The organism is Tenacibaculum sp. 190524A05c (genome assembly GCF_964036595.1).
Lineage (GTDB): Bacteria > Bacteroidota > Bacteroidia > Flavobacteriales > Flavobacteriaceae > Polaribacter > Polaribacter platacis.
The window spans coordinates 2,792,429-2,804,528 of sequence record NZ_OZ038523.1; the positions used below are offsets into that span (position 1 = coordinate 2,792,429).

11 protein-coding genes are annotated in these 12,100 nt (G+C 31.4%); 6 read left to right on the forward strand and 5 right to left on the reverse strand.

The annotated features are described in order from the left end of the window. The first annotated feature begins 21 nt into the window (after nucleotides 1-21). From purD to ABNT61_RS12185, 4 genes are all read left to right on the forward strand, one after another. On the forward strand, nucleotides 22-1,299 hold the full coding sequence (purD, locus tag ABNT61_RS12170; RefSeq protein WP_348743420.1) for a phosphoribosylamine--glycine ligase: 1,278 nt from the start codon (nucleotides 22-24) through the stop codon (nucleotides 1,297-1,299). A 294-nt stretch (nucleotides 1,300-1,593) separates the two neighbouring features. Continuing rightward, entirely contained in the window at nucleotides 1,594-2,070 is a 477-nt protein-coding gene (locus ABNT61_RS12175) for a hypothetical protein (protein WP_348743421.1), read from the forward strand. A gap of 329 nt (nucleotides 2,071-2,399) precedes the next feature. Then, nucleotides 2,400-2,963 carry a hypothetical protein gene (locus ABNT61_RS12180; protein WP_348743422.1) on the forward strand — a complete coding sequence of 188 codons (564 nt, stop codon included), beginning with the start codon at nucleotides 2,400-2,402 and terminating at the stop codon, nucleotides 2,961-2,963. 66 nt (nucleotides 2,964-3,029) lie between these two features. Then, nucleotides 3,030-4,421 (forward strand): exonuclease domain-containing protein, encoded by a 1,392-nt coding sequence (locus tag ABNT61_RS12185; protein ID WP_348743423.1) that lies wholly within the window; start codon nucleotides 3,030-3,032, stop codon nucleotides 4,419-4,421. On the opposite strand, the gene ABNT61_RS12190 is transcribed toward ABNT61_RS12185, so the two are convergent. Beyond that, nucleotides 4,404-5,447, reverse strand: a complete 1,044-nt coding sequence (locus ABNT61_RS12190; protein ID WP_348710718.1) for a sensor histidine kinase — start codon at nucleotides 5,445-5,447, stop codon at nucleotides 4,404-4,406. The two genes, ABNT61_RS12185 and ABNT61_RS12190, sit on opposite strands and share 18 nt — an antisense overlap. 60 nt (nucleotides 5,448-5,507) lie before the next feature. Next, nucleotides 5,508-6,203: a response regulator transcription factor gene (locus ABNT61_RS12195; RefSeq protein WP_348710717.1), complete on the reverse strand. Its 696-nt coding sequence runs from the start codon at nucleotides 6,201-6,203 to the stop codon at nucleotides 5,508-5,510. Nucleotides 6,204-6,415: 212 nt separating this feature from the next. Here ABNT61_RS12195 and ABNT61_RS12200 point away from each other — a divergent pair, with 212 nt between their 5' ends. After that, nucleotides 6,416-8,593: a T9SS type A sorting domain-containing protein gene (locus ABNT61_RS12200; protein WP_348743424.1), complete on the forward strand. Its 2,178-nt coding sequence runs from the start codon at nucleotides 6,416-6,418 to the stop codon at nucleotides 8,591-8,593. A gap of 119 nt (nucleotides 8,594-8,712) precedes the next feature. Then, nucleotides 8,713-9,297 carry a DUF6973 domain-containing protein gene (locus ABNT61_RS12205; protein WP_348743425.1) on the forward strand — a complete coding sequence of 195 codons (585 nt, stop codon included), beginning with the start codon at nucleotides 8,713-8,715 and terminating at the stop codon, nucleotides 9,295-9,297. Here ABNT61_RS12205 and ABNT61_RS12210 read toward each other — a convergent pair. Genes ABNT61_RS12210 through ABNT61_RS12220 form a run of 3 tightly spaced genes read right to left on the reverse strand, consistent with a single transcriptional unit; the run spans nucleotide 9,294 to nucleotide 12,052 of the window. After that, nucleotides 9,294-10,433 (reverse strand): ATP-binding protein, encoded by a 1,140-nt coding sequence (locus ABNT61_RS12210; protein ID WP_348710713.1) that lies wholly within the window; start codon nucleotides 10,431-10,433, stop codon nucleotides 9,294-9,296. The two genes, ABNT61_RS12205 and ABNT61_RS12210, sit on opposite strands and share 4 nt — an antisense overlap. A 1-nt stretch (nucleotide 10,434) precedes the next feature. After that, nucleotides 10,435-11,304, reverse strand: coding sequence for an aldo/keto reductase (locus ABNT61_RS12215; RefSeq protein WP_348743426.1), 870 nt, complete (start codon nucleotides 11,302-11,304; stop codon nucleotides 10,435-10,437). Next, complete coding sequence (locus ABNT61_RS12220; protein ID WP_348743427.1) at nucleotides 11,294-12,052, reverse strand: SDR family NAD(P)-dependent oxidoreductase; 759 nt, start codon at nucleotides 12,050-12,052, stop codon at nucleotides 11,294-11,296. Before ABNT61_RS12220 ends, ABNT61_RS12215 begins: the two co-directional genes overlap by 11 nt. Nucleotides 12,053-12,100 lie beyond the last annotated feature (48 nt).

The following is a 12,100-nucleotide window of genomic DNA, read 5'->3' on the forward strand; positions in this document are numbered from 1 at the left end:
GGCTCAATAACACAACACACAATGAATATTTTAGTATTAGGTTCTGGAGGAAGAGAACATGCATTTACTCATAAGTTATTAGAGAGTAAAAAAATTGATAAACTTTATGTAGCTCCTGGTAATGCAGGAACGAATGAAATAGCAACTAATATTGCAATTAATCCAACGGATTTTGAAGCAGTAAAGAAAATTGTTTTAGAGCACAATATTAATATGGTTGTTGTTGGACCAGAAGCACCCTTAGTAGAAGGAGTTCATGATTTTTTCTTGTCAGACGAAGAGCTAAAATCAATTCCGGTAATTGGTCCTAAAAAGGATGGTGCTTTATTAGAAGGAAGTAAAGACTTTTCGAAGCAGTTTATGGAAAAGCATAATATTCCAACTGCAAAATATCAATCATTTACTAGCGAAACTCTTGAAGAAGGATATGTGTTTTTAGAAACTTTAAATCCGCCATTTGTTTTGAAAGCAGATGGTTTAGCAGCAGGTAAAGGAGTACTAATTTTAGAAGATATACAAGAAGCAAAAGCTGAACTAAAAGAAATGCTTACGAACCAAAAGTTTGGAGCTGCTTCAGCAACAGTAGTTATTGAAGAGTTCTTAAAAGGAATTGAGCTTTCAGTTTTTGTTTTAACAGACGGTAAAAGTTACAAAGTATTACCATCGGCTAAAGATTACAAGAGAATTGGAGAAGGAGATACTGGTTTAAATACAGGAGGAATGGGAGCTATTTCACCTGTTCCTTTTGCAGATAATGATTTCTTAACCAAAGTAGAAGATAGAGTTATAAAACCTACAATTGATGGACTACAAAAGGATGGAATAGACTATAGAGGTTTTGTTTTTATTGGATTAATGAATGTTGCTGGAGATCCATTTGTAATTGAATATAATGTTCGTATGGGAGATCCAGAAACAGAAGTGGTTTTACCAAGAATTGAATCAGATCTTTTAGAGTTGTTCGAAGGAGTTGCTACTCAAACCTTATCAGATAAAAGCTTTAGTGTAATAGATAAAACTGCTACTACTGTGATGTTAGTTTCTGGAGGTTATCCAGAGGCATATGAAAAAGGGAAGGAAATTACAGGTTTAGAAGCTGTAGAAGGATCTTTAGTTTTCCATGCGGGAACGAAAAATGAGGATAATAAAGTGGTTACTAATGGAGGACGTGTAATCGCAATTACATCATTTGGAGAAACCATTGAAGAAGCTCTAAAAACTTCATATAATAACATTAATAAAATCTCATTTGACAAAATCAATTATAGAAAAGACATAGGTTTTGATTTAACAAAATAGAAGATTAACAAATACTTTAATTTATAAATAAAGCTTGGGGTTTATTTCTCAAGCTTTTTTTTAAACAAAAACGAAACTAATAATTGACTTGAAGTCTGTAAAACGTACTTTTAGTAAATTAGGGGAGAATTCAATAACAATAGAATATTGTTCGATTGAATAATGATTAATAGATGTTTATGATTACTTCCAGCGCCCAACAGTAAGTTTATAAATAGAGGATAATTCATCTAATAATTCACCTCAAACTTCAACGGGTTATAGAAAATTTAGAAATGGAAAAGTAAAAAAATAATGAAAAAAATATTCTTACTAAGTTTTATTCTGATGTTGTCTTTTGGGAATGCTCAAAAAGAGAAAGAATTCTTTTTTCCTTTAGATACAATTGTTTTAAATAAACCCATCATCTTTTCTTTAAAGAATTATGAAGGTTATTTCGTAACGGAACTTTCGAACTTCAATAAAAGAGATTTCAAGAAGAAAAGTAAAGTTTTAGCTTCGGAAAATATCTATTTTATGGGATTTAATCCCTATATCTTTTCTATTAGAGATGATTTTAGATACAATACTAATAAATGTGAAATCAAAGTAAATGAAAATCTTTATTATGATAGTTTTACAGAGGATACTGTATCTTTTGCCGTAGGCTTAATAAAAGCTTCGTATTATGATAAATTAATCAGAACAGTAGATAAAGAAAAGACTGTTTTACATAAAACTAACAATAAAGTTTACTACAAGATAATTTTTCCTATTTGTAGTACCCGATAGCTCTAATGCTCTCGCCAGTTTGTAACTGGTAGCAGTTTTGGTAATAAGAAAAATAATTAGCTTAGAATACAACCACGATATTTACTAAAATAGCGTGGTTTTTTTATTTGAAAAACAATAGTAAAAACCAAAACACACCATAGTAACATTCACTAAACTTTAAGAACTTAAATAAGCGAATGCATTTAGTTTTTATGAGTCTATTTTTAACAGAAAACATAGTAACAGCCGTGCTTTTTGTTAAAGTATCGTTATAGTTCTATTAAAATTTAAAAGACAATTATTTTAATCACTAATCTTGCTAGGTTTTTAATGTAAGTGAAAAAGAAATGAGTACATATCCTGTAATTCCCTATTTACCTAAAAATTTCAATTTAGTAAAACGTGTAGTTTTTTTACTTTTTTTTAGTGCTGTTTTAACATCAAATATTACTGCTCAAACAGGTAAAGATTATCAAAATGCACAAAGAGTTGTCAATAGCGTTTTTCATAACGATTTACCCAACTCTTATATGTTGTTTTCAATAGAAAACTCAGAGTATTTAATTGTAGAGAAGAAAGGAGAATCCTTTAAAGAACATTTTGTTGAAGTAAATAAACAAAACATCATTACCAATGTAATTCAAAAGAGTATTCAGAAAAACACTACCTTAAACAGAGCCTTTCATAAAGAGTTGTACTTTAAAGATTATGTAGATTTAGAGTCTCCATATTTTATTGCTCGAAATTCATTTTCAGAAGGAAAACCCATCTATTTTTATTATAAAGATAAAGATGGAAACATGTACGGAGAATCAAAACTAACTACAATTATTCACCCTAATCCAATAGATCTTTCGGTATTTGGATATTTATTAAACGAGCTTACAGCAACGTTCAATAAGAAAGCATAACTCATTAGAAAATAAAGAAACGAGTTCCTGTTTTATTATAGGATTCATAGTTGTATTTTTACTACTGTGAAGTATGCAATTGTAGATATAGAAACCGATGGTGGTGTAAAAATCACTGAAATCAGCATTTTTGTTTTTGATGGAGAAAGTGTTATAAATGAATTTACAACACTCATAAATCCAGGTACATTTATCCCGTCGTATATTACTCAATTAACGGGAATTACCAACTTTATGGTAAAGGATGCTCCGAGGTTTGAAGAAGTTGCCAAGCAGATTTATCAAACTACAGAAGATTGTGTTTTTGTAGCGCACAATGTAAATTTCGATTATGGAATTATTGGAAAGGAATTTAAATCTTTAGGCTTAACATACCGCAGAAAAAAACTATGTACCGTTCGTTTATCAAGAAAATTATTACCAGGAAAAAGATCATACAGCTTAGGTAAATTATGTATTTCTGAAGGAATTGAAATTAAAGCAAGACATAGGGCAAAAGGTGATGCTGAAGCGACTGTAATACTGTTTAAAAAGTTATTGGAAAAAGATAAACTTAATAACTTTGAAGTTGTTAATTCATTTCTAAATCCTAAATCTAGAGAGGCAACCTTACCACCGTTGCTACCAAAAGAGGTTTTTGATAGTTTGCCAGAAACACACGGAGTGTATTATTTCTGGAGTAAAGACAAAGAAGTGATTTATGTAGGGAAAGCCAATAATATCAAACAACGAGTTGTAAGTCATTTTCACGATAAGAAAAAGAAAGAAATAGAAATGTGTTTGGCAACGGCTAACATCACGTTTACAGAAACAGGAAGTGAACTCATTGCCTTACTTGAAGAATCTGTCGAGATCAAACGTTTATTTCCTAAATTCAATCGAGCACAACGAAGAACAAATGCGAATTACGGATTATTCAGTTATAAAGATCGAAAAGGAATTATTCATTTAGCGTGGAATAACGTTAAGCTGATCAGTCAACCACTAATGAGATTTTACTCTGTACCTCAAGCCAGAAGTTTTGTAGAACAGTTATGTAAAGAGTTTGAGTTATGTCCTAAATACTGTCATTTACAAGATAATGTTACTAGTTGTTTTCATTATCAAATAAAAGATTGTAAAGGAATTTGTAGAGAGGAAGAATCGATTGAATCCTATAATAAAAGAGTTGAAAAGGCCATTGCTTCTGTCGTATTTGAAACTGAAAACTTTATCATTACAGAACAGGGTAAAACGGAAGATGAACTGAGTTATGCTCTAGTTTTGAATGGAGTATATGAAGGATATGGATATTTAAAATTAGAGGAACAGAATTCGAGCAGTTCTGAAATCTATTTGCAGCATCTTAAACCACAAAAAGACAATCAGGATATTCGTCGAATTTTAAATTCACATGTAAAGAAGAATCCTGAATCATTAAAGCAAATCGAACACAAAGAACTAGGTCGCCTTTTCTAAAGTAAAAGAAAACTCTGAACCTTCACCAAAGTTACTTTTTAGTAGAATCGTTTCGTTGTGTGCTTCAATAATATGTTTTACAATTGACAATCCTAAACCAGAACCTCCTTGTTCTCTAGATCTACTTTGATCAACTCTATAAAAACGCTCAAACAATCTAGGAATATGTTCTTGTTTAATTCCTTCACCATCGTCAATGATTTTTATAATGAACTTATTTTCGTTATAAAGTTCAACAGAGGCAGTGGTAACTCCGCCTGGTTTTCCATATTTAATAGAGTTAACAACCAAGTTAATTAATACTTGTTCTATACGTTCAACATCACCTTTTACAAATATTGGAAATTCATAAAGTCGATCGAAAATCAGCTTAATATTCTTCTTTTTAGCTTTCATTTCGAATAAGTCGAATACATTTTGAATCAGCTCAAGAATATTAAATGGTTCGAATTTTATTTTCATTCCATCTGTTTCTAATTTGGCAATCATGTCCAAATCTTTAACAATAGAAGTTAATCGTTCGACTCCTTTATTCGCACGTTCTAAATATTTATCACGAATTACCTTGTCTTCAGCAGCACCTTCAATTAAGGTTAAAATATATCCTTGTACTGTAAAAAGAGGAGTTTTTAATTCGTGAGCAACATTCCCTAAAAAATCTCTACGAAAAGAATCTCTTTCTGTTAGGTTAGCAATTTCTTCCTTTTTATCCTCAACATAATCTTGTACCGTTTTGGTAAAAGCTTCAATATCTGTGGTGATTTTATCACGTTTTAAATCTTCTACATCTAGAATAGAAATATCCTTATATAGTTTTTTAACACGTTGATAAATAAAATGTTCAGCTCTGTATTGAATTACGAAGAATGAAAAAACAAATAGAATTATTCCAAAAATAATTATGGAAACTAAACCAAGAGATTTAAAAAAGTAGAGATATGAAAAAACAGCAATAACAACTGATAAAATGGTTAAATATAAAGCTGATAAAAAAGCGTAGTTGTATGTTTTTTTTAGTTTTTTCATAAAAAGAAAGAATGCCCTTTAGGGGGCAAACTAATTCATTGTATTATTTAATATGTGGGTTTATTTATCTGTTTCAAGCACAAATTTATACCCTACACCTTTAACTGTTTTAAAGTAGTGATCGCCTATTTTCTCTCTAAGCTTTCTAATATGAACATCAATAGTTCTTCCACCTACAACAACCTCGTTACCCCAAACACTATCTAAAATAGTTTCTCTTTTAAACACTTTTCCAGGTTTAGAAGTTAATAAAGAAAAAAGTTCAAACTCTTTTCTAGGCAAAGTAATTTTCTGCTCTCCTTTAAACACAACGTATTCATCACGATTGATAAGGATATCACCAATTTTAGTAGTAACCTCAGAAACTGTATCGGTTTTTAATCGACGTAAAAGTGATTTTACCTTACTAACTAATACTTTTGGTTTAATAGGTTTAGTAATGTAATCATCGGCACCAGCATCAAAACCAGCAACCTGAGAATAGTCTTCACCTCTAGCAGTTAAAAATGATATGATAACATTTTCTAAAGGTTTAATGTTTCTTATTTTTTCACACGCTTCGATACCATCCATTTCTGGCATCATAATATCTAACAAAATTAAATGAGGAGATATTTTGCGGGCTATTTTAACACCTTCGGCTCCATTAGTTGCTGTAAATACTTGATATCCTTCAGATCTAAGATTGTATCCAACAATCTCCAAAATATCTGGTTCGTCGTCAACTAATAAAATCTTAATGTCGTTAGTGTTCATACGTTTAAATTTGATTATAAATCAACCCAAAAGTAACGATTAAATAACAAAAATGGTTAAAGCCACTTTAACTTAATGTTGATTTAATATTAATAAATTTTTTTTGAAGAAAAGTAACAATGAGAGACTTAACATTAAATTAATCCAAAAAAACCATTGTTAAGTCAGATAATTCCCTAATTTTGAGAGCTTTTTTTAAATTAAATGAAAACATGAGAAAAAATTACTTTTTAAGCTTTTTATTAATCCTTGTAAGCTATGTTTCAAGCGCTCAAATAACTGAGCTCTATATAAGTAAATATGGAGAAGGAAGTAGTAATAATAAGTTTTTAGAAATTTACAATGGTACTTCAGGAGCAATTAATCTGAATGATTATGCTTTTGCTACTGTTGGAAATGCACCAACTACTCCAGGAGAGTACGAGTTTTGGAATAAGTTTCCTGATGGGGCTACAATTGCAGCTGGAGATGTATTTGTAATAGCTCATCCAAGTGCTAATGCTACAATTTTAGCAGCTTCAGACATGACTTTCCAATTTTTAAGTAATGGTGATGATGGTTTAGCACTTGTTAAAGGTGGAACTCACAACGACGCAAATATGGATGGAGATATAGATGCTGGTGAAATGACAGGATTTACCATTCTTGATTGGTTAGGAGATTGGGATGGTGATCCAGGATCTGGATGGGATGTTGCCGGTGTTGCAGCTGCAACAGCAAATCATACATTAACGAGAAAGACTAGCGTTTGTGGACCAAATAATGATTGGGCAGCTTCTGCAGGAACCGATGCGGCAAGTTCTGAATGGATTGTTACTGATATAGATACTGAGTTCGATAAAATTGGATCTTATTCAGGATGTATTACTACACCTACATTAACAATTAGTTCTCCTACAGACGGATCAACAATTAGTTTTACTGATATGGCTACTGTTAAGTTTTCTGTAAGTAACTTTAATGTTGCTTCGGGTGGTTCAGGAGATGGATATATTAAATACACAGTAAATTCTGGTGCAGCTATTGATAAATTCGATACAACCGATATTACTTTTAGTTCTGCCGCTGGAACTACATATACTGTTTACATGGAGTTAGTGGATAATTCAGGAAATCCATTATCTACTGCGGTAAATGATACTGTAACTTTTACGGTTAATTTTCCGTGCGATATTCAGTTAGGAACAATTACAACAACTTGTAATGCAGAAACAGCAGCTCTAGATACGTATGATGTATCAATTGCTTTTACAGGAGGAGGAACTTCAACATATACATTAACAGCAGATAACGGAACTGTAGGCGGAGATAATCCATCAATGATGGCTTCTGGAACAATCACAATTTCTGGAGTTACTGAAGGGACAAATATTGTATTAACTGTAAAGGGAGATATGGCAAATAGTAGTTGTGATTTTACTAGAAATATATCTAGTCCAACTTGTAAAGGTTTACCTTTTATTGATACTTTTGACTATTCTGATGCGGCGGTTTTATCTGCGCAAGCTAACTGGGAGACTGTTAATTCTGGTGATGATATTGTAGTCGCTACGGGAAGTTTAGATTATACTGGTCTAAAAGCTTCTGAAGGAAATAAAATTACATTTAGCGAGTCAGGAGCAGAATCATATACTCAATTTACAGATGTTTCATCAGGTACAGTTTATAGTTCATTCTTATTAAAAGTAGCTGCTTTCCAAACAGGATCTAGTCCAGATACTACAGATGGTGGTTATATCGCTGGTTTGGCCGCTGGAACTTCATCTTATGATGCAAGATTATGGGTGAGACCAAATCCTGATACGAGTGGAACAACTTTCGATATTGGTTTTGGAGCTGAGTCATCTAATCCTCCTTTTACAACATCTACTTATAATGTTGGAGATGTTTTATTCATTGTAATGGCTTACGATTTAGATAATGATGTGGTAAGTTTATGGATTAATCCAGATGCATCTACTTTTGAAGGAGCTGCACCAACTCCAGATTTAGGAGGTAATGATCCAAGCGCACCATCTAATATCAATACTTTTATTTTAAGGCAAGACTCTTCGAATGAAACTCCGAGTATTGAGATTGACGAATTGAGAATTGCTAAAACTTGGGCTGAGGTTACTCCAAAAGAAGCTACTGCTTCAGTGGATAAAAATGATATTGAAGGATTTGCAGTGTATCCAAACCCTGTAAATGCTAAAACTTTTAAGTTAACAACAGCTTCATTTACAACTAAAACAGTTCAAATTTTTAACGTTTTAGGTAAAGAAGTTTACAATACTAGAGTTAATGGAGCAAATAACGATATTGATGTTGCCACGTTAAACTCTGGAATTTATATTTTAAAAGTAGTTGAAGGAGAAAAAGTAGCTTCTAAAAAGTTAATTATCAGGTAATTTTTATTTTATAATTGTATATTATAAAGAGTCCTTATTTTAAGGGCTCTTTTTTCTTTGTAGTTAATATTGTTGTTGTGCACATTCGAAGTATATTTTGTTGTCTCCTTTTCTTATCAATGAGCGTTTTTGCTCAATCAAATTATCAAAAGTTTAAAAAACTATCTTCTCCAAAAAAATGGTGGGTAATTCTACATCCTTTTAAAGCAAAGAAAGCTTTGTTAATATCTAAAGATGTAAATAAAGTTAGTGATAGCATTAGAAAAAGCAATCTTTTAGATGGAGATCATTCTGGTGGACATGTAGATGCTTTCAGACATGCATATTGGATGGCAAGGTTGAAAGAAGAGATTGGTGCTTCTGCTGCAAGATCATTAGGTAAAGCACACGAAAAAGAGAATTACTTAATGTATAAAAAAAGAAAATTGGAGGAAGGAATTGTGCCGGATGAAATTTCTTCCGAAATGGATTTGTTTAATAATGATGTTGGTCTTTCTCTTACAACAAAAGGAAATAAAACCCCGAGAAAAGGATTAATTTATAGAGTTATCAATGCTGTTTTGGAAGGAAAAATGAAGGTGATTAAAAAAGATAAAAAAGGAAACTTCTTAACGTGTAAAGGAGACATAATAAATCCGAAGTCATTAAAAGGAAAATGGAAAAACACTAAATGTTTAGTTTCGTCAAATGCGAAAAAGAATTAGTGATATTTTACCTTTCTAAGTACTCTAATCACATCTTTATATTTAATGTAAGTAGTTTTGTCTTCTAAGTTTCGAATGTAGTCCTTTGCTTTTTCTAGTTGCTCTTTCGCATCTAAAAAACCATTCAAATAACAGATTAAATAATTGTTAGGTAATCTATGAACATCTTCATGTTCAGTTACTGAAAGTGGAATGTTATTTTCAATATTAGAAACAATATTATTACTACTTTCATACATGTGATTTATAATTGATGTATCGAAAGTTGGAGGTTCAAATAAAAACTCTTTAATAATTTCTAATTTACCGTTGTTTTTAAAGTGAATAATGGTTTTCTCTAATGGATATCTAACTTCTTTTTGCTCTAACCCAAGTAAAATATATTCGACAATAATAAAGGAATGGTCGTTAATTTTTATTTGAACTTCATCAAGTGCAGAGTAGAATAATCGAACATTTTCATTGATTAGTTCAATGTCTACTCGGGAGTAATATTCCTTAGCATTTATAGTTGTTTTCTTTCCGGCCCAGCAAAGCACAAATTGCTCTTTAAAAACTTTGTATTGTGGATTGTATTCTTCTTTATGTCGATTGATAAAATCAAAAACTCCATCAAGTGTCAATTGAATATTATTGCTGGCATTTTTTTCAATAGCTTCGACTACATTACTATTAGTGTTTTTTAATTCAAATTGTTCATTAACTGGAAGTGAATTACTTCCGCGTCTATAAAATATGGTTCCTTTTGGGTATTTCCATGCAGATTTTGCCAAATGAGAAACGTTATCGTTCGGATAAATAGTTACTAATCCAATAACTTTATACCTCGGTAAGCCTGGAAAAGGGATGTTTTCGTATTGAATTTTTGGAGGATGAATTAAATAAGCGTTCACTAAATTTTGAATCTTACTATCATCAAAAAAGTCAACGCCTATTATTTTATTATCCTCATCTCTTATTCCTATTAATATATAAGAGTTGTTATCAGGATTTGAGTTTGATAGCGCACAAACGTGTTTAATAAACTTCGCTTTTCCTTCTTTAGAACTTAAGGTAAGTTTTTGCTTCTTATCATAAAAACTATTCTCATCATTATGAGAAAGTAGGTTTTTAATAAGTAAGCGTTTATTAATCATGTTATGCTACTTTATGGCCTCTGCTAGCTTCATAAAGAATAAACCAATCTTGTAATTCTAGATTTATCTTTGTAGCATCATTAGCAATTTTTATACGCTCTTTATTAGAAGTTCCTACCACAGGAACCACCGCAGCTGGATGTTTTAAAATCCAAGCAAGTAATAATTGATCTTCAGTGGCATTATATTTTTCTAAAAGAGAAGGTAGAACTTCTTTTATTCTTGAAGCCTGCTCTGTTTCTAAGGAAAAGAAACCGCCTAAAGGACTCCAACTCATAGCTTTCATTTTATGTTTTAACAAGTAATCTAAAGTTCCATTGTCTATAGCTGTATTTTGAACTAACGAGAACTCAAATTGATTACAGGTGATTGGAATTTCACTTTGTAATACATCCATTTGGCTCGGAGTAAAATTTGAAACTCCAAAATCTATAATTTTTCCTTGTTCTTGTAATTGTGTAACCGCTTCTAAAACTTCATTAGTTTCTAATAAAGGACTAGGACGATGTAACAAAAGAACATCCAAATAATCTGTTTGTAAATTTTTTAGAGATTGTTCAGCACTCCAAATAATATACTCTTTAGAATAATCGTAGTGCTTTACTTTATTATCTCTGTTTTCGGTTTTGTACTGAATTCCACATTTCGAAATCAGTTGAATTTGTTCACGTTCAATTCCACTAGTTGAAAAAGCTTTTCCGAATGATTCTTCTGTAGTGTATCCGCCGTAAATATCGGCATGATCAAAAGTTGTATTTCCTTCTTCTAAACAAAAATGAATGAGCTCATCCATTTCCTTAGTTGAGAAATTCTTTCCCCAAATTCCCCATGACATACAACCTATTATAATATCAGAAAGTTTAGTTTTCATTTTTATTAAGTAAAGTAGCACTAGCCTGTGCTGTAGGATAAACAATTAAATCTTCAATATTCACATGATAAGGTCTTGTTACCACAAAATGAATAATATCTGCAATATCTTCAGGTTGCAAAGCTTTATAACCTTGATACACCTTTTTAGCTCTATCTGTATCTCCTTTAAATCTAACATCAGAGAATTCAGTTTCAACTAATCCAGGATGAATTGCGCTTACTCGAATATTATATTGATTCAAATCCAGACGCATTCCTTTATTTAATGCATTTACAGCGAATTTTGAAGCACAATACACATTTCCGTTTGCATATACTTCTTTTCCAGCAATAGATCCAATATTTAAGATAAACCCTGTATTCCTTTTAATCATCCCAGGAATAATAGCTTTAGAAACGTATAATAACCCTTTTACGTTTCCATCAATCATTGCATCCCAATCGTCAATGCTACCGTCTTGTATTGTGGCAAGACCATGAGCATTTCCAGCATTATTAATAAGAATGTCAATATCATTAAAGTTATCGGGTAAACTTTCAATAGCATTAAAAACCTCTTCTTTAAAACGAACGTCAAACTGTAAAGTATGTACTTCGGTGAATTGAGAAAGGTCGTTTTTTATTTCTTGTAGTTTTTCTGTTCTACGACCACATAAAACCAAGCGGATGTTATTTTGAGCAAATAAATATGCAGTAGCTTTACCTATTCCTGAGGTAGCTCCTGTTATAAAAGCAGTTAAAGGCATGTGTAAATTTAGTTTTTTATAAAGGTATACTTTTTATGTAAACCCTAT